General features: G+C 66.1%; 19 protein-coding genes. 17 read left to right on the forward strand and 2 right to left on the reverse strand.

Annotation, left to right across the window (positions count from 1 at the left end; all coding sequences use genetic code 11):
• Positions 1-8 precede the first annotated feature (8 nt).
• From ABXG85_RS06285 to ABXG85_RS06300, 4 genes are all read left to right on the forward strand, one after another.
• A complete protein-coding gene (locus ABXG85_RS06285; RefSeq protein WP_353513026.1) occupies positions 9-710 on the forward strand; it encodes an alpha/beta hydrolase in 702 nt (233 codons plus the stop codon).
• Positions 707-1,270, forward strand: coding sequence for a DUF72 domain-containing protein (locus tag ABXG85_RS06290; protein WP_353512871.1), 564 nt, complete (start codon positions 707-709; stop codon positions 1,268-1,270). Before ABXG85_RS06285 ends, ABXG85_RS06290 begins: the two co-directional genes overlap by 4 nt.
• A complete protein-coding gene (gene speA / locus ABXG85_RS06295) occupies positions 1,267-3,159 on the forward strand; it encodes a biosynthetic arginine decarboxylase (RefSeq protein ID WP_353512872.1) in 1,893 nt (630 codons plus the stop codon). The genes ABXG85_RS06290 and speA overlap by 4 nt, the downstream gene beginning before the upstream one ends.
• Before the next feature lie 80 nt (positions 3,160-3,239).
• Positions 3,240-4,280 (forward strand): GGDEF domain-containing protein, encoded by a 1,041-nt coding sequence (locus ABXG85_RS06300; RefSeq protein WP_353512873.1) that lies wholly within the window; start codon positions 3,240-3,242, stop codon positions 4,278-4,280.
• 40 nt (positions 4,281-4,320) lie between these two features.
• Here the strand turns inward: ABXG85_RS06300 and metK are convergent, their stop codons facing one another.
• Positions 4,321-5,499 carry a methionine adenosyltransferase gene (gene metK, locus ABXG85_RS06305; protein ID WP_353512874.1) on the reverse strand — a complete coding sequence of 393 codons (1,179 nt, stop codon included), beginning with the start codon at positions 5,497-5,499 and terminating at the stop codon, positions 4,321-4,323.
• 88 nt (positions 5,500-5,587) lie between these two features.
• On the opposite strand from metK, the gene murI reads away from it, so the two are divergent.
• The 10 genes from murI (at position 5,588) to ABXG85_RS06355 (ending at position 16,870) form a co-directional block, all read left to right on the forward strand.
• Positions 5,588-6,361 (forward strand): glutamate racemase, encoded by a 774-nt coding sequence (gene murI, locus ABXG85_RS06310; RefSeq protein WP_353512875.1) that lies wholly within the window; start codon positions 5,588-5,590, stop codon positions 6,359-6,361.
• A gap of 9 nt (positions 6,362-6,370) precedes the next feature.
• Positions 6,371-7,015 carry an LOG family protein gene (locus ABXG85_RS06315; RefSeq protein ID WP_353512876.1) on the forward strand — a complete coding sequence of 215 codons (645 nt, stop codon included), beginning with the start codon at positions 6,371-6,373 and terminating at the stop codon, positions 7,013-7,015.
• 5 nt (positions 7,016-7,020) lie between these two features.
• Positions 7,021-7,632, forward strand: a complete 612-nt coding sequence (locus ABXG85_RS06320; protein WP_353512877.1) for an XTP/dITP diphosphatase — start codon at positions 7,021-7,023, stop codon at positions 7,630-7,632.
• Entirely contained in the window at positions 7,629-8,660 is a 1,032-nt protein-coding gene (locus ABXG85_RS06325) for a hypothetical protein (protein WP_353512878.1), read from the forward strand. The genes ABXG85_RS06320 and ABXG85_RS06325 overlap by 4 nt, the downstream gene beginning before the upstream one ends.
• A 94-nt stretch (positions 8,661-8,754) precedes the next feature.
• Complete coding sequence (locus tag ABXG85_RS06330) at positions 8,755-9,951, forward strand: sugar ABC transporter substrate-binding protein (protein ID WP_353512879.1); 1,197 nt, start codon at positions 8,755-8,757, stop codon at positions 9,949-9,951.
• A gap of 60 nt (positions 9,952-10,011) precedes the next feature.
• Positions 10,012-11,340 carry an ABC transporter permease subunit gene (locus ABXG85_RS06335; protein ID WP_353512880.1) on the forward strand — a complete coding sequence of 443 codons (1,329 nt, stop codon included), beginning with the start codon at positions 10,012-10,014 and terminating at the stop codon, positions 11,338-11,340.
• On the forward strand, positions 11,341-12,660 hold the full coding sequence (locus ABXG85_RS06340) for a sugar ABC transporter permease (protein ID WP_353512881.1): 1,320 nt from the start codon (positions 11,341-11,343) through the stop codon (positions 12,658-12,660).
• Entirely contained in the window at positions 12,657-14,369 is a 1,713-nt protein-coding gene (locus ABXG85_RS06345) for a glycoside hydrolase family 13 protein (RefSeq protein ID WP_353512882.1), read from the forward strand. The genes ABXG85_RS06340 and ABXG85_RS06345 overlap by 4 nt, the downstream gene beginning before the upstream one ends.
• 5 nt (positions 14,370-14,374) lie before the next feature.
• Positions 14,375-14,605 (forward strand): hypothetical protein, encoded by a 231-nt coding sequence (locus ABXG85_RS06350; RefSeq protein ID WP_353512883.1) that lies wholly within the window; start codon positions 14,375-14,377, stop codon positions 14,603-14,605.
• 27 nt (positions 14,606-14,632) lie between these two features.
• Positions 14,633-16,870 carry an endonuclease MutS2 gene (locus ABXG85_RS06355; RefSeq protein WP_353512884.1) on the forward strand — a complete coding sequence of 746 codons (2,238 nt, stop codon included), beginning with the start codon at positions 14,633-14,635 and terminating at the stop codon, positions 16,868-16,870.
• On the opposite strand, the gene ABXG85_RS06360 is transcribed toward ABXG85_RS06355, so the two are convergent.
• Positions 16,856-17,266 carry an acyl-CoA thioesterase gene (locus tag ABXG85_RS06360; RefSeq protein ID WP_353512885.1) on the reverse strand — a complete coding sequence of 137 codons (411 nt, stop codon included), beginning with the start codon at positions 17,264-17,266 and terminating at the stop codon, positions 16,856-16,858. The two genes, ABXG85_RS06355 and ABXG85_RS06360, sit on opposite strands and share 15 nt — an antisense overlap.
• Before the next feature lie 51 nt (positions 17,267-17,317).
• Here ABXG85_RS06360 and ABXG85_RS06365 point away from each other — a divergent pair, with 51 nt between their 5' ends.
• The 3 genes from ABXG85_RS06365 (at position 17,318) to ABXG85_RS06375 (ending at position 20,644) form a co-directional block, all read left to right on the forward strand.
• On the forward strand, positions 17,318-19,585 hold the full coding sequence (locus ABXG85_RS06365; protein ID WP_353512886.1) for a tetratricopeptide repeat protein: 2,268 nt from the start codon (positions 17,318-17,320) through the stop codon (positions 19,583-19,585).
• 62 nt (positions 19,586-19,647) lie between these two features.
• A complete protein-coding gene (locus ABXG85_RS06370; RefSeq protein ID WP_353512887.1) occupies positions 19,648-19,770 on the forward strand; it encodes a hypothetical protein in 123 nt (40 codons plus the stop codon).
• A gap of 88 nt (positions 19,771-19,858) precedes the next feature.
• A complete protein-coding gene (locus ABXG85_RS06375) occupies positions 19,859-20,644 on the forward strand; it encodes a hypothetical protein (protein WP_353512888.1) in 786 nt (261 codons plus the stop codon).
• Positions 20,645-20,733 lie beyond the last annotated feature (89 nt).

The following is a 20,733-nucleotide window of genomic DNA, read 5'->3' on the forward strand; positions in this document are numbered from 1 at the left end:
CCATGGCGATGCGGGAAGAAACCCTCACCTTGGCCGGGCTTCCCGTCCTGGCGCACCTCCCCGAGGCGCCCAAGGCCCTCCTCCTCGCCCTCCATGGCCTGCAAGGCTCCAAGGAGCACATCCTCTCCCTCCTTCCCGGCTACGCCGAGGCCGGGGTTTTGCTCCTCGCCTTTGACGCCCCGAGGCACGGGAAACGGGGAAGCCCCCCCTCGGCCAAAAGCCCCCGCTACGTGGAGGAGGTCTACCAGGTGGCCCTGGCCTTCGGGGAGGAGGCCCGGGCCGTGGCGGAGGCAGCCCAAGGGCGCTTCGGCCTCCCCCTGTTCCTGGCGGGGGGGAGCCTGGGGGCTTTTGTGGTGCACCTCCTCCTTTCGGAGGGCTTCCGGGCCCAGGGGGCCTTGGCCTTCATCGGCTCGGGGTTTCCCATGAAGCTACCCCAGGGACAGGCCCTGGAAGACCCCAGGGTCCAGGCCCTCTACGAGCGCCCCCCCGCCCTTCGGGGGGAAAACTACGGCGAGGTGCCCCTTTTTCACCTCCACGGCACCAAGGACCTCATCGTCCCCCTGGCCCGCATGGAGAAGACGGTGGAGGCGCTTCGGCCCCACTACGGGGAAGGCCGCCTGGCCTGGTTCGTGGAGGAGGGAGCGGGGCATGCCATCACCCCCCTGATGGCCCGGATGGGGCTCGCCTTCTTGGAAGCCTGGCTCCCATGATCCAAAAGGGGCTTCGGGGCTACAAAGGCTACCCGGGCGGGTTCAAGGCCTACCGCCAGGCCTTCCCCACGGTGGAGCTTTCCTGGTGGCACCGGGTGGCGGACCCCATGACGATTCGCCGCCTCCGGGCCCTGGCCCCCGAGGGCTTCCGCTTTAGCGTCTATGGGCACAAGCACCTCACCTTCCGCCCCTCGGGGGAGGAAAGGCGGGTTTTGCGCCGCTTTTTAAGGCGCTTTCGCCTTTTTGGGGACAAGGCGGGGGCGGTGCGGCTTTGGGTACCGGAAGGCCTCACGCCCGAGGCGCTAGGGGCGTGGCTAGACCTCCTGGAGGGGGTGGAGGAGGAACTTGGCCCCCTGCCCATCGCCTTCCAAGCGGCAGAGCCCCTGCGCCCCCTCCTTTGGGCCAGGGGGCGGGTGGTGGTGAACGAGCCCGGGGGAGCGTTCCTCTACCTGGTGGACCCGGAAGGCCCCATCCCCCAAGGGGAAGGCTACCTGTACCTTAGCCCTTCACAAGCGGGCCCTTCCGCCCTACACTCAAGGGCGGAGGTTGACCCGGATTGAAGACGGCCAGGTGCTTTTCCCCCAAAGAAGCCGAGGAGATCTACCTGGTGCCCTACTGGGGCGCGGGGTTCTTCCGCGTGGGCCGGGACGGGGAGCTGGAGGTAACCCCCTTGGGCCCCGAGGGCCCTGCCGCCTCGCTTTTGGAGATTGTGGAGGCCCTGCGGGACGAGGGGAGGCCTTTGCCCCTGGTGCTTCGCTTTCCCCAGATCCTCGAGGCCCGGGTCCGCGAGCTCAACGAGGCCTTCCGCCGGGCCATGGAAAAGTACGGCTACGGGGGCACCTACCGAGGGGTCTACCCGGTGAAGGTGAACCAGAGGCGGCTGGTGTTGGAAACGGTGGCCAAGGCGGGAAGGCCCTACCACTATGGCCTCGAGGCGGGAAGCAAGGCGGAGCTCGCCCTCATCCTGGCCCAGGACCTCTCCCCAGAAGCCCTCATCACCACCAACGGCTTCAAGGACGACGACTTCATCCGCCTGGCCCTCATGGGGCGGAAGCTCGGGCGGAACGTGATCATCACCCTGGAGAAGTTCGCCGAGCTTCCCCGGGTGGTGCGGCTTTCCAAGGAGCTTGGGGTCAAGCCCCAGATCGGCATCCGCTACAAGCTCAAGGCCAAGGGGGCGGGGCAGTGGGAGGCCTCGGGAGGGGAAAACGCCAAGTTTGGCCTCACCACCCCGGAGATCATCCGGGCGGTGGAGATCCTAAAGGAAGAGGGCCTCCTGGACGCCTTGGTCATGGTCCACGCCCACATTGGGAGCCAGGTGACGGACATCCGCCGCATCAAAATGGCGGTGCGGGAGGCGGCCCAGACCTACGTGCAGCTGAGGAAGCTCGGGGCTCCCCTCCGCTACTTGAACCTGGGCGGCGGCCTGGCCGTGGACTACGACGGCTCCAAGACCAACTTCTACGCCTCTGCCAACTACACCCTCCTGGAGTACGCCGAGGACCTGGTTTACGTGACCAAGGAGGTGGTGGAGGCGCACGGCGAGCCCCACCCCATCCTGGTCACCGAGTCGGGGCGGGCGGTCACCGCCTACCACCAGGTCCTGGTCCTGGAGGTCATCGACGTCATCACCCCCCCGGGGGAGAAGCGCCCCGAGCCCCCGCCACAGGAGGCCCACCCCCTGGTCAAGGAGCTCTGGGAGGGCCTGCAAAGCCTAAGCGCCAAGAACTTCCGCGAGGTCTACCACGACGCCTTCGCCGATAAGGAAACCCTGCAAACCCTCTACGATCTGGGCCTGGTGTCCTTACGAGACCGGGCCTTGGCGGAGGAGATCTTTTACCACATCGCCAGGCGGGTTTACGGCATTGTGCAGGAGCTTCCCTACGCCCCCGACGAGTTTGAGGACCTGGAAAAGCTCCTCGCCGACAAGCTGGTGTGCAACTTCTCCATCTTCCAAAGCCTCCCCGACGCCTGGGCCATCCACCAGCTTTTCCCCATCGTGCCCCTTTCCCGCCTCCACGAGCCCCCCACCCGCCAGGCCACCTTGGTGGACATCTCCTGCGACTCCGACGGCAAGATTGACCGCTTTATCGACCTGCACGACGTGCGTCAGAGCCTTCCCGTCCACCCCATCCGCCCCGGGGAAGCCTACTACCTGGGGGTCTTCCTGGTGGGGGCCTACCAGGACGTCTTGGGAAGCAACCACAACCTCTTCGGCCAGGTGGGGGAAGCCCATGTGGTGGTGGACGAGGAGGGCTTCGCCATCGAGCGCTTCGTACCCGGGGAAACGGCGGAAAAGGTCATCGAGAAGATGGGCTTCGCCGCCCGGGAGCTCTTCCAGGGCGTCGAGCGCCTGGTGCGGCAAAGCCGCCTCTCCCCGGCGGAGAAAGGGACCTTCCTGGAGCGGTACGTGCGGGAGCTCCAGGGGTACACCTATTTGGAAGACTGAAGGCGTTAAGGCCCCGTTAAGGGGGGTCCTGGCAAGATGGGGGCGTGGGCCTTTGGGAAGGGCGGTACACTGGGATTAGCTTGCAGCCCACCCTCGAGCTTCTAGACCCCTTGAACCCCCTCCGTAGGCGGGTAGCCCTATGGCTTTTGCCCCTGGGAGCAGTCCTCGCCGCAGTGGCGCTTTTCGCCTCCCAAAGGGTGACCTTAGACCCCGTGGACCGGGTCTTCCTGCCCCTTTTGGCCCTGGGGTTTGCCCTCCTCACCGCCGCCCTTTGGCTTCGGCCCCGCTCCGCCTCCTGGGTCCTGCCCAGCGCCCACGCCCTGGTGGCCTCTTACCTCCTCGCCACCTTGGCCTACCAGCTCCTCTTCCGGCCCAACCCCATGGGGCTCTCCCCCGCCGCCTTCTGGGTGCCCTTCGTGTACTTTAGCGGCTTCCTCTTCTTCCACACCCGGCAGGCGGTACGCCTGGCCCTCCTTTACCTTCTCACCCTTTTCCTCCTCTCCCTCCTGGGAGCCTTCCGCGGACACTACCACCCAGAACACGTGAACGCCCTGGCCCAGTTCTTCGGGGCCAATCTGGCCTACGTGGGCCTCCTCTACATGCTGGTCCGGATCAAGGAGGGGTACCTCGAGGCCCAACTGGACGCCTACACCGACTTCCTCACCGGCCTGCGCAACCGCCGCTACCTGGAGCTTGTTCTGGAAAGGGAGCTTTTCCGGGTCCAGCGCTACGGCCGCCCCCTCTCCCTCATCACCCTGGACTTAGACGGCTTCAAGGGGGTGAATGACACCTTCGGCCACGAGGCGGGGGACCGGGTGCTCAAGGCCCTAGCGGAGTGCCTGGAGCGTCACATCCGCCAAAGCGACCGGGCGGTGCGCTTAGGAGGCGAGGAGTTCGCCGTCCTCCTGCCGGAGACCGAACTCCCCCAAGCCCTGGCCTTGGCGGAAAGGCTCCGCCAAGCGGTGGCCCTTCTCAAGGTCCCCCCGGTGCCCCAACTTTCCGCCAGCTTCGGGGTGGCCCAGGCCGCTCCCACGGACTCTCCCCTCTCCCTCCTCAAGCGGGCGGACGAGGCCCTGTACCGGGCCAAGCGCAAGGGGAAAAACCGGGTGGAAATCGGTTAGGCCCCCTGGGCCCGGGCCCAGGGGGCCAAAAAAGCGTGGCTTAGAGGCCCGCTTCCCGGCGCAGGGCCTCCACCCGGTCCGTCTCCTCCCAGGGGAAGCCGGCGCGGCCGAAGTGGCCGTAGGCGCTGGTGGGGGTGTAGATGGGCCTAAGGAGGTCCAGCTCCTCAATGATGGCCAAGGGCCTAGGGTCGAAGACCCTCTGGGCGATCTCCGTAAGCTTCTCGTCGGGGAGAACCCCGGTGCCGAAGGTCTCCACCCGCAAGGACACGGGCCTGGCCTTGCCGATGGCGTAGGCGAGCTCCACCAAGGCCCTTTTGGCGAGCCCCGCCGCCACCAGGTTCTTGGCCATGTAGCGGGCGTAGTAGCTGGCGGAGCGGTCCACCTTGGTGGGGTCCTTGCCGCTGAAGGCCCCACCCCCGTGGGGCACCGCCCCCCCGTAGGTGTCCACGATGATCTTGCGCCCGGTAAGCCCGGTGTCGGCGTGGGGGCCGCCCAGGATGAAACGGCCCGAGGGGTTGATGAGGTACTCCGTCTCCCCCTCCTTCAGGTACTCCGGAGGAATAGCCTGGCGCACCACCTCGCGGACCAGGTCCTCCCGCAGTTGCTCCTGCTCCACCTCGGGGGAGTGCTGGGCGGAAACCACCACGGTCTTCACGTAAAGGGGCCTGTCCCCCTCGTAGACCACGGTGACCTGGGCCTTGCCGTCGGGGCGCAGGTAGGGGAGGAGCCCGGTCTTGCGCACCTCCGCCAAGCGCATGGTGAGGCGGTGGGCCAGGGTGATGGGTAGCGGCATGAGCTCGGGGGTTTCGTCCGTGGCGTAGCCGAACATGAGCCCCTGGTCCCCCGCCCCGGTGCGGTCCAGGGGATCGGTGGACTTCAGCACCCGCCACTCGTAGGAGAGGTTGACCCCCCCAGCGATGTCCGGGGACTGCTCGTCGATGGCGGTGAGCACGGCGCAGGTGTCCGCGTCAAAGCCGTACTTGGCCCGGGTGTAGCCCACCTCGCGCACCGTCTTGCGCACCAGGTTGGGGATGTCCACGTAGCCTTCGGTGGTGATCTCCCCCGCCACGAAAACGAGCCCGGTGGTGACCAAGGTTTCCGCCGCCACCCGGGCCTTCTTGTCCTGGGCGATGAGGGCGTCCAGGATGGCGTCGGAAATCCGGTCCGCCAGCTTATCCGGGTGCCCTTCCGTGACCGACTCGGACGTGACCAGCCGCAACTTGCGCACCTCCTTCGTACCCGCCCCCTTCGGGGCAACCCTGATAGTATAGCACCCCCCCTTCCCCGTCCAGGTATGATGGCGGGCCGTGAAGGACCCCAAGGCCCCCATCGGCGTCTTTGACTCGGGGGTGGGCGGGCTCACGGTGCTCAAGGCGCTCCGGCAAGCCCTGCCCCGGGAAGACTTCTTGTACTTCGGCGACACCGCCCGCGTTCCCTACGGGGGTAAGCCCCTGGCCATGGTGCGCCGCTTCGCCTGGGAGATTGCGGGCTTCCTCCTGCGCCAAGGGGTGAAAGCCATCGTGGTGGCCTGCAACACGGCGAGCTCCGCCGCGCTGCCCGACCTGGCCGAGGACCTCTCCGTCCCCGTTTTTGGGGTGTTGGAGCCGGCGGCGGAGGTGGCACGGGGCTACCGCAAGGTGGGCCTCATCGGCACCCAGGCCACGGTGGAAAGCGGGGCCTACGAGCGGTACGTGCCCCTCTTCTGGGCCAAGGCTTGCCCCCTCTTTGTCCCCTTGGTGGAGGAGGGGCTATGGGACGACCCCGTGGCCTTCCTGGTGGCCCGGCACTACCTGGAGGAGGCCCCCAAGGACCTCGAGGCCCTCATCCTGGGCTGCACCCACTACCCCTTCCTCAAGGCCACCCTGGAAAGGGTCCTTCCTGGGGTGAGGCTCATCGACTCCGCCGAGGCCACGGCCAAGCGGGTGGCCGAGGCCCTGGCCCAAGCCGGGCTTTTGAACCCGGAGGGCCAAGGGAAGGTGGTCCACTACGTCACCGGGGACCCGGAAAGCTACAAGGCCCTGGCGGAGCGGCTTGGGGAAAGGGTGGAAACCCTATACCGGGTGAGTCTGGAAGAGCTTTAGGATGGAGGCATGCCCAAGAAGCCCCTCATAGACCAGCTCCACCACGAGGACGCTTGGCGGCTTTTCCGCATCCTGGCAGAGTTCGTGGAGGGCTTTGAAACGCTTTCCGAGATTGAGGTGCCCTTGGTTTCCGTCTTCGGCTCCGCCCGCTTCGGCGAGGGCCACCCCGCCTACGCCCTGGGCTACCGCCTGGGCAAAACCCTGGCCGAGGCGGGCTACGGGGTGGTCACGGGGGGCGGGCCCGGGGTGATGGAGGCGGTGAACCGGGGGGCTTACGAGGCGGGCGGGGTGAGCGTGGGGCTCAACATTGAGCTTCCCCACGAGCAAAAGCCCAACCCCTACCAGACCCACGCCCTCAGCGTGCGCTACTTCTTCGTACGCAAGGTGCTTTTCGTGCGCTACGCCCACGCCTTCGTCTTCCTGCCCGGGGGGTTTGGCACCCTGGACGAGCTGTCCGAGGTCTTGGTCCTCATCCAGACGGAAAAGGTCCACCCCTTCCCCGTCTTCGCCCTGAACCGGGACTATTGGCAGGGCCTTCTTTCCTGGATGGCCTTCTTGCAGGAGCAGGGGGCCATAGACCCCAAGGACTATGGCCTCCTCACCCCCGTGGAAACCCCGGAAGAGGTGGTGGCCGCCCTAAAGGGAGTATTCTGAAAAGGATGCGCGTGGTCCTGGCCACCTCCAACCCCGGCAAGGTGCGGGAGCTAAAGGAGGGCCTCGCCCCCCTGGGCTGGACCCTCCTTTCCTTGGCGGATTTCCCCTTGCGCATGCCCAAGGAGGAGGGGGCCACCTTCCTGGACAACGCTCTCCTCAAGGCCGCCCACGTGGCCAAGGCCACGGGGCTCCCCGCCCTGGCGGACGATTCGGGCCTCGAGGTCCACGCCTTGGGCGGCGAGCCTGGGGTCTACTCCGCCCGCTATGGGGGAAGGGAAACGGACCGGGAGCGGAACGTGTACCTCCTGGAAAGGATGCGCCACCTCAAGGGGGAGGAGCGCAGGGCCCGCTTCGTGGCCGTCTTGGTCCTGGCCTACCCCGACGGGCACGCCGAGGCCTACGAGGGGAGCGTGGAGGGCTACATCCTGGAAGCCCCAAGGGGGGAGAAAGGCTTCGGTTACGACCCCCTCTTCTACGTGCCCGAGGCGGGGAAGACCTTCGCCGAGATGGACCTAGAGGAAAAGGCCCGCTACTCCCACCGGGGAAGGGCCCTTAAGGCCCTTTTGGAAGCCTACAGGGAAGGGCCCCCACCCCGGGAGGTTTCCAAGCTGGAATGAACCTCCTCTCCCCCCACATCGCCCTTTACCGCCTCTTTGACCTGGCGGACGAGATCGACCTCTCCCGCCTTTCCACCCCCCGCCTCCGCCTCTCCCGGGCGAGGCTGGGAGCGGTGCGCTTCCAAAACCCCCCGGCGGAGGTGGAGCTTGGGGTGCGGAGCGTGGAGGGCCTTTCTGGCCTCCTCACCGCCCGGCTTTACGAGTTCGGGGTGGTTTCCCTCTCCTTCCGCATCCACCTGGGGGAGAAGGTGCCCTGGGGGGTCTTCCTGGACAAAGGGCTCAAAGTCCCCGAGCTCCCCTTTTGGGAGGGGTTTTTCCTGGCGGAGCTCGCCGCATTGGAGCCCTACCTGCAAGGGGCGCTCCTCCGCCCCGAGGAGAAGCGGCTTTCCGAGGAGTTCGCCGTCTACCACGCCCTGGGCCTCGAGGGGGCCAAGGCGCACGAGCCTCCCGTGGACCTCACCCCCTTGTGGATGGGCACGGCGGAGGAGTTCGCCCCCGAGGTGCGCCGGGAGATGGAGCGCTACCGCTACAGCTACTCCACCGAGGACCTGGCCCTTTTGGGCTTTGACCGGGTGCTCATCCTGGACTCGGAGGGCATCTGGGACGTGGCGGATCTGGTGGAATTCGTCCACGCCCAGCTTTTGGAGCTTTCCTACTACGACCGGGTCCTCACGGAGGAGCTGGAGGCGGTGCCCGAGGTGCTCAAGGAACGGGGGCTTTGGGGCTACGGTCGGCTCCAGCGCCTGAGGCGCCGCCTCATGGCCCGCCATGCGGAGATCGCCGACGTGCGCGCCCGCATGGAAGGGGCCTTACGCATCACCGAGGACCTCTTCTACGCCAAGATCTACCGCGCCGCCTTGGAGCTCTACGGGGCCCACGAGCTGGAAAAGAGCGTGGAGGAGAAGCTCAGGGTCTTGGAGGCCACCTACGAGATGGTGACGGAGGAGGTGGCCCATCTGCGCACCCAAGCGGTGGAGGTGGCCATCCTGGCCCTCATCGCCTTTGAGGTGCTCCGGGCCCTCCACTAGGGACTTGTGCCCTTCCCAAGAAGGGGTATACTTGGGGCGCAGGGCGCGGATAAAACCCTTAGCGGAAACGCTACCAAGCGCCCGGAGGTGGGATATGCGAACGCTCCTGGCGGTTTTGGCCCTCGGACTCTCCCTGGCCTTAGCCCAGGGAAGGATCACGGTCTGGACCCACTTTGGCGGCCCCGAGCTGGAGTGGCTCAAGGCCCAGGCGCAGGCGTTTGAAAAGACCTCCGGCACCAAGGTGGAGGTGGTGGAGGTGCCCTTTGGGGACATAAAGCAGAAGTTCATCCTGGGCGCTCCCCAAGGGCAGGCGGCGGACCTCGTGGTCTCCATCCCCCACGACTGGCTTGGGGAGATGGCCCAGGCGGGGGTGCTGGAGCCCATGGGCAAGTACGTGACGCAAAGCTACCTGGCGGACCTGCAGCCCGTGGCGGTGGAGGCCTTCACCTTCGGGGGCAAGCTCATGGGCCTGCCCGCCTTCGCCGAGAGCGTGGCCCTCATCTACAACAAGAAGTATGTGAAGGAGGCCCCGAAGACCTGGGAAGAGTTCTTGAGCTTGGCGCAGAAGCTTACCACCGGCTCCACCTTCGGCTTCCTCTACAACATCGGCGACCCCTACTTCAACTTCGGCTTCTTCAAGGCCTACGGGGCGGACAACGTCTTCGGCAAGGACAACAAGGGGAACCTAGACCCCTCTAAGCTCCTCCTGGGCGGCGAGGTGGGGGAAAGGGCGCTCCAGTTCATCAAGGATCTCCGCTTCCGCTACAACCTGGTGCCCGAGGGGGTGGACTACGGCGTGGCGGATGGGGCCTTCAAGGACGGGGCCTTGGCCATGATCCTCAACGGCCCCTGGGCTCTCGGGGACTACAAGAAGGCCAAGATCGATTTCGGCATCGCCCCCTTCCCCACCCCGCCCGGGGCCAAGAACCCCTGGGGGCCCTTCCTCGGGGTCCAGGGGGTGGTGGTGAACGCCTACTCCAAGAACAAAACCGCCGCCGTCAACTTTGCCAAGACCCTCATCACCGGCAAGAACCTGGTTTCCTTCAACCAGGCGGGAGGCCGCATCCCCGTGTCCAAGAGCGCGGCCAAGACCTTGGAAAAGGACCCGGTGGTGGCGGGCTTTTCCAAGGTTTTCGCCCTGGGCACCCCCATGCCCAACATCTCGGAAATGGGCAAGGTCTGGAGCCCCTGGGGGAACGCCATTAGCCTGGCCATCCAGCGGCCCGATTCCAACGTGAAGAAGATCGTGGAAGACATGGTGGCCGAGATCAAAAAGGCCATTGGCAAGTAAAGGCCTATGCCCACCCCCCCACGGGACTCTCCTCCCCCGTGGGGGGTTTATGGTTAGACCATGAAGCATCCACCGGGTCTAAAAGGCTTCCTCCTGGCCCTCACCCTTCTCCTTGGCCTCCTCCTCCTGGCCACGGGGGTAGGGGTCTTGGGGTACTTCGCCCTCGAGGCCTACCTGGCCCCCCCAGGCTGGACCATCCTCGTGTTGGCCCTCCTCGTCCTCCTGCCGGGGGCGGTGGCCTTGGAGCGGCTTTTCCCCTGGCTTTCCGACTGGTACTACTTCCTGCCCGCCCTTGCCTTTCTTTTGGTCTTCACCCTCTACCCCATCGGCCTCACCATCTACTTGGCCTTCACCGATTACTCGGGACAGAAAAACGGCTTTCCCGACCGCTCCACGGAAACCCGGGTGCTGGGGCAAGAGGGCCAGAGGCTCGTCCTGGAAGCCCCTGTGGCCGAGGCCCTCCGTTGCGACCCCTGCCAGGGCGAACCCGTGGAGGTCTACGCCGAAGGGCACCGGGCCCGGGCCCGCATCCTGGAGGCGGAAGGGAAGGCCTTGGTCCTGGACCGCGCCCTCCCCTTCCAAGCGGAGTTCGTGGCCAAGGTGAACGCCTTCCGCTTCGTGGGCTTAAGGAACTTCGCCTTCATCCTTTCCCAAGCGAGCCAGGCCCTCCTTCCCGTTTTCGTGTGGAACGTGATCTTCGCCGGGAGCACCGTGCTTTTAAACGCCCTCCTCGGCCTGGTCCTGGGCCTTATCCTGAACAACAAGAACCTCAAGCTCCGCAACTTCTACCGCACGGTGCTCATCGTCTCCTGGGCCCTACCCGGGGTCATCACGGTCCAGGTCTGGGTGGCCCTCTTGAACTACAACTTCGGGGCCATCAACCGCCTCCTGGGGGTCTTGGGCGTCTACCCCATCCCCTGGCTCAACGACCCCGACTGGGCCAAGGTGGCCATCCTCCTGGTGAACCTTTGGCTTGGCTTCCCCTACATGATGACAGCCACCTTGGGCGCCCTTTCCACCATCCCCGACGAGCTCTACGAGGCGGCCAAGGTGGACGGGGCCACCCCCTGGCAGGCCCTTTGGGGGATCACCCTGCCCCTTTTGGAAAAGCCCATGGTGCCCATTCTGCTCTCCTCCTTCGCCTTCAACTTCAACAACTTCTACATCATTTACCTCCTCACCGGGGGCGGCCCGGCCCAGGAAGGGAGGCTGGCCACGGCCCAGGCCACGGACATCCTCATCTCCTGGGCCTACAAGACCGCCTTCAGCGCCGAAGGGCAGTCGGCTTACGGCCTGGGGGCAGCCATCAGCCTCCTCATCTTCGCCATCACCGTGGCCATAAGCCTGGTGAACTTCCGCCTCACGGGGGCGCTACGGGAGGTGCGGTAGATGCGGCGGCTTTTTGGCTTCCTCCTCACCGGCTTAGCCCTCTATGGGGTTTACTGGTTTGCGGCCCACCGCCTCTTTGACGAGGGGTCTTACCGCAAGCAGGTGGCCTTTGGCAGCGTCTTCGTGCCCTATGGCTGGGCTTACGCCCTCTTGGCGCTTTTGGGCTTGGCGCTTCTCATCCTCCTTTATAGCCTCCTCTACACCGCCCTCGCCAACCGCCTCAAGGGGCGGAAACGGAGCCCCTGGCCCCTTTTCCTCCAGGGGGTTACCCACCTCTTCCTCTGGGGGCTCATCCTTTTGGTCTACTACCCGGTAGTCCAGGTGGTGGCGGCGAGCTTTGACCCCACCAACAACCTCTTCAGCTTCCGCAGGCCCAACACGGGCTTCCTCCTCCTGGACGCCAAGGTCATCCCCTACCTGCCCCAGCCCTCCTTGGAAAACTACGCCGCCTTGGTGCGGGGGGTGGTCCTTTACCCCTACCAGATGGGGCTTCTCCTCCTGGCGGGGCTATCCCTTCTGGGGGTGGCCCTAATCGGCCTCCTCCGCCGCCTTCTTCCCCAGGAGGAATGGATGGACCTCTGGCAAAGCCGCCTCCTTGCCGCCTTGGCCCTTTTCGTCTTCCTCCTCGCCCTCTTCCTTTCCCCCAAGCAGTTCACGGGGCAGGGGACGGAGACCAAGTTCCTCCTCTGGGTGCGGAACACCTTCCTCATCTCCGGGCTCACGGGGCTTTTGGCGGTCCTGCTCACCGCCACCGCCGGCTACGCCTTCGCCCGCTTCCGCCACCTGCCTGGGCGCTACCCCATGCTCCTCTTCTTCATCTTCGTGCAGATGTTCCCTGGATTTTTGGCCCTGGTGGCCATCTACTACCTCCTTTCCCGGCTGGACCTCTTAAACACCTTCACCGGCCTCGTCTTGGCCTACTCCGGGGGCATCATCAGCTTCGGTACCTGGGTGTACAAGGGGTACCTGGAGAGCATCAGCCCGAGCCTCGAGGAGGCCGCCATGGTGGACGGGGCCACCAGATGGCAGGTCTTCACCCGGATCCTCCTCCCCCTTTCCGCCCCCATGTTCGTCTTCATCTTCCTCCTCCAGTTCGTGGGCACCTACTCGGAGTTCGTTCTGGCCAACCTGGTGCTCACCGGGGTGGAAAGCTGGAACGTGGGCGTGGGGCTTAGGAGCTTCACCACGGGGCAGTTCCAAACCAAATGGGGCATCTTCGCCGCGGCGAGCGTCTTGGGTTCCTTGCCCATCCTCTTCCTCTTCTACGGCTTCCAGCAGTACTTCGTCTCCGGCTACACGGCGGGGGCGGTGAAGGAATGAACCACCACGACCTGGAACACGTCCACCCCCCCTTTCCCGACCTGGGGGAAGCGGTGGAGCTTCGCCTGGAAACCCCGGCCAGGGAGGGGCTTCTCCTTTACGAGAAGGACGGGGAGCTCCACGAAAAGCCCCTGGTGCCTTGGGAAAGGGGCCTGAAGGCGGAGGTCCTCCTCCACACGAGCCCCTTTCGCTACTGCTTCCTCTTGCCCGAGGGGTACTGGGGAAGCCACGGCCTGGAAAAGACCCTTCCCCGCTACGACCGCTTCTTCCACCTCCTGGCCGGCCCCCAGCCCCCGGCCTGGGCTTTGGGGGCGGTCTTTTACCAGATCTTCCCCGACCGCTTCCGCCAAGGGCGTCCGGAGCTCGCCCCCCAGGAGGGGGCCTGGCTTTACGGGAATAGGCCCATCCGGCGCAAGGCCTGGCACGAGCCCCCGGGGGAAGACGGCGCCCGGGAGTTCTACGGGGGGGACTTATGGGGGGTCCTCGAGGCCCTCCCCTACCTACAGGACCTGGGGGTGGAGGCCCTCTACCTCACCCCCATCTTCCAAAGCCCCAGCAGCCACCGCTACGACACGGAAGACTACCTGCAGGTGGACCCCCACCTGGGCGGGGAAGAGGCCCTAAGGGCCCTCTACCAGGCCCTGGAAGCCCGGGGCATGAAGCTCATCCTGGACGGGGTCTTCAACCACGTGGGGGCAACCCACCCCTGGTTCCAAAAGGCCCTAAAAGACCCCGAGGCCCCGGAGCGGGGCATGTTCACCTTCTACCCGGACGGAAGCTACGCCAGCTTTTGGGGCGTGAAGCACATGCCCAAACTGAACTACGCTTCCCCTCTCACCCAGGAACGCTTTGTCTATAGCCCCAAGGCCCCCATCCGCCACTGGTTGCGCCTGGCCCACGGCTGGCGCCTGGACGTGGCCCACTCCATCGGGGAAGGGGGCACCAACCGCAAGAATGCCCGCTGGCTACGGGCCTTGGCCCGGGCGGCCAAGGAGGAGCGGGAGGACGCCTTGGTTCTAGGGGAGCTTTCCTACGATACCACCCCCACCCTAAGGGCCCACACCCTGGACGGGGCCATGCACTACGCCGGCTTCGCCCACCCGGTGATGGCGTGGCTTTCGGGGCGGGACGTGCACGGGCGGGCGGTGGCCCTGGAGGCAGAGGAGGTCTGGCCGGCCCTCCTGGACCCCTACCAGGCCCTTCCCCTCCAGGTGCGCCACGCCATGTACACCCTGGTTTCCTCCCACGACATCCCCCGGGCCCTCTGGCGGCTTAGGGGGGATGTGGAGCGCTTCAAGCTGGCCTACGCCCTCCTCTTCGCCTTCCCCGGAAGCCCCGCCATCTACTACGGGGACGAGGTGGGGCTTTCCCAGCCCAACCCCTACACCCTCTGGAAGGGCGACCCCTACTGCCGCGCCCCCTTCCCTTGGGACCAGGGGCGTTGGAACCGGGAAGTCCTTTCCTTCGTGAAGCGGCTCGTGGACCTCAAGAAGCGCCACCCCGCCCTGCGCTGGGGAGGGCTTTTGCCCCTGAAGGTCCCCCCTGGGGTCCTGGCCTTTCGGCGGCGGTACGGGGGCGAGGAGGTCTGGGCCTTCTTTGCGCCCCAGGGGGCTCGGCTTCGGCTTCCCCGGGGGGTGGACCTCCTGAGGGCAGAGGAGGTGGCGGGGGAGGTAGAGGTTACCCACCTCCTCTTCCAGCCTCTAGAATGAGGGGGATGGGGCGCAAGATGCCTGGGCCCCGCAAAAGGCCTGGAAGGAAGCCCTTCCTCAAGGAGGCGTGGGACCGCCTCTCCCCCGAGGAGCGGAGGCGGCTTGTGGAGGGGCTCTTCCTCCTCCTCTCCCTCCTTCCTTTGGGCCAGCTTGGCCGGGTAGGGGCCTGGCTGAAGTTCCTGGCGGGCCCCGGGGGGCAGGTGGCCTGGGGGCTTCTCCGCCTCCTTAAGCGCTAGGCCTTTTCCGGGGTATACTTTTTCTTTGTGCGGGACGTCCTCGAGGTCCTGGAGTTCCCCAAGGTGCGGGCCCTCCTGGCGGAAAGGGCCAAGACCCCCTTGGGGAGGGAGCTGGCCTTGGCCCTCGCCCCCCTTTCCCGGGAGGAGGCCGAGCGGCGCCACCAGTTGACCCAGGAGGCGCAAAGCTACCCCTACGCCCTCCCCGAGGCGGGGTCGCTCCGGGAGGCCTACCAGAAAGCCCTCTCCGGGGGCAAGCTTTCCGGCCTCGAGCTCCTCAAGGCCGCCCAGGCCTTGGAAGGGGCCATGGCCCTTAAGGAAGAGCTCGCCCCCCTACGGAACGCCCTGAGCCAGGTGGCGGAGGCCATCGGGGACCACAGCGCCTTCCTGGGCCGGGTGAAAAAGGCCCTGGACGAGGAGGGGGCGGTGAGGGACGAGGCAAGCCCCCGCCTCCACCAGATCCGCCGGGAGCTAAGGCCCCTCCGCCAGGAGATCCTGGACCGCCTCTATGCCCTCATGGACCGCCACCGGGAGGCCTTCCAGGACCGCTTTGTCACCCTGCGTCGGGACCGCTACTGCGTGCCCGTGAAGGCGGGCTTCGCCCACAAGGTGCCCGGCATCCTCCTGGACGAGTCCGAGTCCGGGGCCACCCTCTTCGTGGAGCCCCTTTCCGTGGTGAAGCTCAACAACCGCCTCCAGGCCCTGAGGCTTCAGGAGGAAGAGGAGGTGAACCGCATCCTGCGGGAGCTTTCCGAGCGCCTGGCCCAGGACGAGGGGGTGGCCCAGACCCTCAAGGCCCTGGCCCTTTTGGACCTGGTCCAGGCCCAGGCCGCCTTGGCCAAGGACCTGGGCCTCGCCCGCCCCCGCTTTGGCGAGCGCTACGAGCTGGCGGAAGCCTTCCATCCCCTCATCCCAAACCCCGTGAAAAACTCCTTCGCCCTGGACGAAAAGACCCGCTTCATCCTCATCTCCGGGCCCAACATGGGGGGGAAGACCGCCCTCCTAAAGACCCTGGGCCTAGCGGTCCTCATGGCCCAATCGGGGCTTTTTGTCGGGGCCAAGAGGGCCCTTCTCGCCTGGCCCGACCGGGTCTACGCCGACATTGGGGACGAGCAGTCCTTGCAGGAGAACCTCTCCACCTTCGCCGGGCACCTCCGAAGGCTAAAGGAGATGCTGGAGGAGGCCACGCCCCACAGCCTCGTCCTCATAGACGAGCTGGGAAGCGGCACCGACCCCGAGGAAGGGGCGGCGCTTTCCCAAGCCATCCTGGAAGCCCTTCTGGAGCGGGGGGTGAAGGGGATGGTCACCACCCACCTCTCCCCCCTCAAGGCCTTCGCCCAGGGGCGGGAAGGCATCCTGAACGCCTCCATGCGCTTTGACCTCGAGGCCCTCCGCCCCACCTACGAGCTCGTCCTGGGGGTGCCGGGGCGGAGCTACGCCCTGGCCATCGCCCGGAGGCTTTCCCTGCCCGAGGCGGTGCTCCAGCGGGCGGAGGCCCTTCTGCCGGAAGGGGGAAGGCTGGAAACCCTTTTAGAGCGCCTGGAGGCGGAAAGGCTCCGCCTGGAGGAGGAAAAACGCCGCCTGGAAGGGGAGCTGGCCCGGGCCGAGGCCTTGCGGCAAAGGCTGGAGGAGCGGGAAAGAAGCTACCAAGAGGAGCGGCAAGCCCGCCTAAAGGCCGTGGAGGAGGAGGTGCGGCAGAGGCTTTTGGAGGTGGAGGCGGAGCTCAAGGCCATCCGGGAGAAGGCGAAAACCGAAAGCAAGCGGGACGCCCTCCGGGAGCTCATGGAGCTCCGGGCACGCTACGCCAAGAAGGCCCCTCCTCCCCCGCCCCCGCCCGGCCTCGCCCCCGGCAGCCTGGTGGAGGTGCCCGCTTTGGGCAAGCGGGGCCGGGTGGTGGAGGTACGGGGGGAGGAAGCCTTGGTCCAGGTGGGGCCTTTGAAGATGAGCCTGAAGGCCAAGGAGCTCACGCCCCTACCCCAGGAAGAGGCGCCCAAGCCCCTCCTGGCCAAACCCAAGCGGGAGGTGAAGGAGGTGGACTTAAGGGGCCTCACGGTGGAGGAAGCCCTCCTCGAGGTGGACCAAGCCCTGGAGGAGGCGCAGGCCTTAGGGCTCACCACCCTCCGCCTCCTCCACGGCAAGGGCACGGGGGCCCTGCGCCAGGCCATCCGCGAGGCCCTTAGGCGGGACAAGCGGGTGGAAAGCTTCGCCGACGCCCCGCCCCACGAGGGCGGGCACGGGGTAACGGTGGCCGTGCTACGAGGCGGTTAGGGGCCGGCCTTCCAGGGCCTCTATCTGCCGGCGCACCGCCTCGGGCAGGGGGGCGGGCTTTCCCCCTTCCAACCACACCAACACCCCCACCCCTTGGGCGGCGGGCACGCCGCCAGCGGTGATGCGGTGCTCCATGCGCAGGCTGGAGCGGCCCATCCCCACCGCCCGCACCCCCACCAGGACCTCGTCTTCCAGGAAGATGGGCTTCAGGTAGTCCACCTCCATGCGGGCCACCACGAAATGTCCCTCCTCCAGCCAATCGGGGGAGATTTTTTGGAAATAGCGGATGCGGGCAAGCTCCATGTAGGAGAGGAAAACGGCGTTGTTCACATGGCCTAAGGGGTCTAGATCGCGAAAGCGAACGTCCACCCGCACCACAACCGGGAACCCTTCCATGGCCTCAGTCTATACCTTAACCCCCCCCGGGGAAGGCGTATCCTAAGAAACGTGTACCTACACCGGTCCCGGCTCTTCCGGGCCCTGGAAGAAGGCCTCGCCGAGGGGGTTCTCCTCCACGCCCCGGCCGGCTTCGGCAAGACCCTCCTCTTGAAAAGCTTCGCCGAAGCCCACGGGCTCCACTACCGCCGGGAGTGGCTTCCCGAGCCCGGCTGCTACGATCTGCGGGAGGAAGCCCCCCCCGAAATCCTTCCCGGGCAGGTGGTGGGAACGCGAAGAGCCCGCCTTCCCGCCCCCCACCGCCTGGGGCCCGAGGAACTGGCCTTCACCCCGGAAGAGGTGCGGGAGCTGGCCCGCCGCCTAGGGCGCAGGGAGCTCGCCGAGGAGGTCTACGGCCTCTTTGGAGGCTGGCCCCATCTCACCCGCAAAGCCTTGGAAGAGGGGGTTGCGTCCTTTGCCCCGGAGCTTCGGGCCTTTTTGGAAGGGACACTGCCTCCCCTGGAGCTAAGCCCCTTCCGGCTTCCCCTTCCCGAGGCCGCCTTCCGCCAGGCGGGGTTCAATGAGGCCGTGGAAGCCCTTTTGGAAAGGGCTTTGGCCGGCGGGGTTCCCCTTCGCCTCCTTCCCGCCCTGGAGGCCTACCTTCGGGCCACCCACCCCCTACCCCCTTCGGAGGTGGCCCGGAGGCTGTTGGAGGCGGCCTTGGCCCTGGGGGCTTGGGAGGAAGCCTTGGAGGTGGCAAGTCTCTATGGGGAAGACCTTCTTCTGTGGGCTTTGGAGCGGGGGGGAAGGCCCCTTCTGGAAAAGGGGAAGGTGGAGGTCTTCTTCCGCCACGCCGACCGGGTGGAACACCCCTCCCCCCGCCTGCGCCTCCTCCTGGCCCTGGGGCACCGGATGCGGGGGGAGCTGGACCGGGGTTTGGCGGTGCTGGAGGGTTTCCCAGAGGAGGACAAAAACCTTCTGGGGGAAGCCCTCCTGGCCCGGGGCACCCTCCTGGGCCTAAAGGGGGAGCACGCCGAGGCTGAGCGGGTCTTCTCCCAGGGGGTGGCCCTGGGGGAAGGGCCTTTACGGGCGCGCTTTCTCACGAGCCGGGGGGCGGCCCGCATCCGCCTTGGCCGCTACCGGGAAGCGGCTTCAGACCTCGAGGAAGCCCTTGCCCTCGCCCGTAGGGAGCGGAAGCGGGAGGTGGAGGCCCTGGCCCTGCACAACCTGGCCATCGCCCGCCACCACCTGGGGGAGCTTTCCGAGGCGGTGCGCCTTTACCGGGAGGTCCTTCCCCTCAAGACCACCCCTCTTTCCCAGGCTTACACCCTGCTTTCCCTGGGAGAAGCCCTGCGCTACCTGGGGCAGTTTCTGCAGGCCAAGCGCACCCTTTTGGAGGCGAAGCAAAAGGCCCAGGCCTCCGGGGACTACCGCGCCCTGGGCTACACCCTCCTCAACCTCGCCGACCTCTTTCGGGAGGCCCGCTTCCCCGAGGCGGAGGGCCTCTACCGGGAGGCGGAGGCCTCCCTGGAAAGGGCCCAGGACCCCTACGCCTTGGGCCTCGTCCATCTGGGGCTAGCCCAGCTCGGGGTGAGGGGGAGCCTGGAGCGGGCCAAGGCCTTTTTCCAGGAGGGGGGAAGCCCAGGGGAGATGGCGGAGTGGCACCTGGTGGCGGGCAGGCTCTGCGGCAGGCCCGAGCACTTCCAAGAGGCCCTGCGCCTGGCCGAGAGGGTGGAGGCAGGGCGGCTTGTCCTCCTCTCCCGGCTGGAGCTTTTCCTAAAGGAACCCTCCTCCGCAGAGGCCAAGGCCCTAGCCAAGGAAGCGGTCAGGGTGGGCTTCCAAGACTTCTGGCTTTGGGAAAGGGCCCTACTCCTTCCCCTCTTTGCCTTCGAGGCCGGGGAGGAGGCGCTTTTGGAAAGGCTTTTAGAAGGGGTGGGATGGCTCAGGGTGCGGAGCCTGGGGGCCCTCGAGGCCAAAACCCAAGACGGCCCCCTCCCCCTTCCTTCCCGCAAGGAGCTCTTGCTCCTCCTCCTCCTCTGGCAAAACGGCCCCTTGCCGGCAACCGCCTTGGCCCAGCGCCTTTTCCCCGAGAGCAAGAACCCCAAAAAGCGCCTCCAGGTGGCGGTCCACCACCTGAGGGAAGCCCTGAACCCCGACCTCCTCCGCTTGGAAGGCGAGGTGTACCGGGCCTTCCTGCCCCCCGGGGTCTGGTGGGACGCCCTCCTTAAGCGGGGCCTTTCCCGCTGGCTTAAGCGGTTCCCCCTCCCCCGGGCCAAAACCCGGGTGGAGGAAGCCCTTCCCGGAAGGTTTTCCTTTCAAGCCTGGTTAACCAAGGATTAACCGAGCCTGTGCTAAAGGGTGGGGTGAGGCCCCAAGGGTCTCTGCAGAGGAGGTGAAGCACTATGCGGAAAGCGGCGTATGCGCTTCTCCTTGGCCTCGCCCTTCTCCTCGCCGCCTGCGGGGGGGCAGGGGGGTACCGGCTCGGGCGGCGGGGGTGGAGGCGGCGGGGGTGGCGGAGGCAGTGACGGAGGTACCGGTAGCCTTAGCGACGGCCAAGCCCAAAGCCTCGGGCAAGCGTTTTCCCAGTACTTCCTGCAAGATCTCCTCCTCGATATGTTTACGGGCGATTTTATAAGCGGCTTGACCAATACGACTAACCCGAGAGGCCTCAGCTTTCAGGGAAGCCTTGAGCCTCAGCAGTCCCCGAATTGCGCCCGGGAGTACGCGGAGGAAACGGGGAACACAACAGATAGCGACAATGACGGTGTTAGCGTAAATTCCACGTACACGGTAGACGCAGATTGCACGTTTTCCTGGCAAGGGACCACATACCACTGGATCATCCAGGGCAAGCTATGGGAAACCGATGCAAACGACAGCGACCCCTGGGTTTGGAAGATGGGCATTGAAGGGTTAACGGGAACTCAATTCTTCATCTACGACTACTCCATCAATGGTAGCACCACCCGACTTCGTTACAAAGGCGAGGCGGAAGGCAAGCGTGTGGGTAACACGTATTGCATCCGTCTGAACGATTTCCAACACCAGGCGACTCCTCCTTCGGGTCCTACCTTCTACCTGAGCGTCTCTGGGGAAGGCTGCTTCACTCCGCAGAATCCCTCCTGGCAGCCGGGAGATCCCGTGAACGGCAGGCTCACCCTCGAGTACCAGCAAACCTGGCATTGGGATGGCGGCCCCGGAGAGTTCCGCTTTACGGTAACCACACCCGATCCCCTGGAGCTGAGGAGCACCTGCTATAACTATGTTGTAGACGGAACAATCCGCTTGGGGTGGCAGGATCCCGATGGACACACATATGTTTTGGAAATTGATTGGACCTCTTGCGGAAACGCCGACATCTACTACAACGGCGGGCTAGTGGGCCGCGTGTCCGGTTAGAAGGCGTGTACACGTGAAGGCGAGCCACGCGCAAGCCCTAGTGAACCTCGCCCCCCCTTAAGGAGGGGGCCTTTGCACCCCAAGGCCCT

This window comes from Thermus sp. LT1-2-5, from assembly GCF_040363165.1.
Classification (GTDB): domain Bacteria; phylum Deinococcota; class Deinococci; order Deinococcales; family Thermaceae; genus Thermus.

Excerpts from the sequence above, each read along its gene's own strand:
- ABXG85_RS06285 (WP_353513026.1), top strand. The coding sequence starts at position 9 with ATGCGGGAAGAAACCCTCACCTTGGCCGGGCTTCCCGTCCTGGCGCAC.
- ABXG85_RS06290 (WP_353512871.1), top strand. The coding sequence starts at position 707 with ATGATCCAAAAGGGGCTTCGGGGCTACAAAGGCTACCCGGGCGGGTTC.
- ABXG85_RS06315 (WP_353512876.1), top strand. The coding sequence starts at position 6,371 with ATGCCCAAGAAGCCCCTCATAGACCAGCTCCACCACGAGGACGCTTGG.
- ABXG85_RS06320 (WP_353512877.1), top strand. The coding sequence starts at position 7,021 with ATGCGCGTGGTCCTGGCCACCTCCAACCCCGGCAAGGTGCGGGAGCTA.
- ABXG85_RS06325 (WP_353512878.1), top strand. The coding sequence starts at position 7,629 with ATGAACCTCCTCTCCCCCCACATCGCCCTTTACCGCCTCTTTGACCTG.
- ABXG85_RS06330 (WP_353512879.1), top strand. The coding sequence starts at position 8,755 with ATGCGAACGCTCCTGGCGGTTTTGGCCCTCGGACTCTCCCTGGCCTTA.
- ABXG85_RS06335 (WP_353512880.1), top strand. The coding sequence starts at position 10,012 with ATGAAGCATCCACCGGGTCTAAAAGGCTTCCTCCTGGCCCTCACCCTT.
- ABXG85_RS06340 (WP_353512881.1), top strand. The coding sequence starts at position 11,341 with ATGCGGCGGCTTTTTGGCTTCCTCCTCACCGGCTTAGCCCTCTATGGG.
- ABXG85_RS06345 (WP_353512882.1), top strand. The coding sequence starts at position 12,657 with ATGAACCACCACGACCTGGAACACGTCCACCCCCCCTTTCCCGACCTG.
- ABXG85_RS06350 (WP_353512883.1), top strand. The coding sequence starts at position 14,375 with ATGGGGCGCAAGATGCCTGGGCCCCGCAAAAGGCCTGGAAGGAAGCCC.
- ABXG85_RS06360 (WP_353512885.1), bottom strand. The coding sequence starts at position 17,266 with ATGGAAGGGTTCCCGGTTGTGGTGCGGGTGGACGTTCGCTTTCGCGAT.
- ABXG85_RS06370 (WP_353512887.1), top strand. The coding sequence starts at position 19,648 with ATGCGGAAAGCGGCGTATGCGCTTCTCCTTGGCCTCGCCCTTCTCCTC.
- ABXG85_RS06375 (WP_353512888.1), top strand. The coding sequence starts at position 19,859 with ATGTTTACGGGCGATTTTATAAGCGGCTTGACCAATACGACTAACCCG.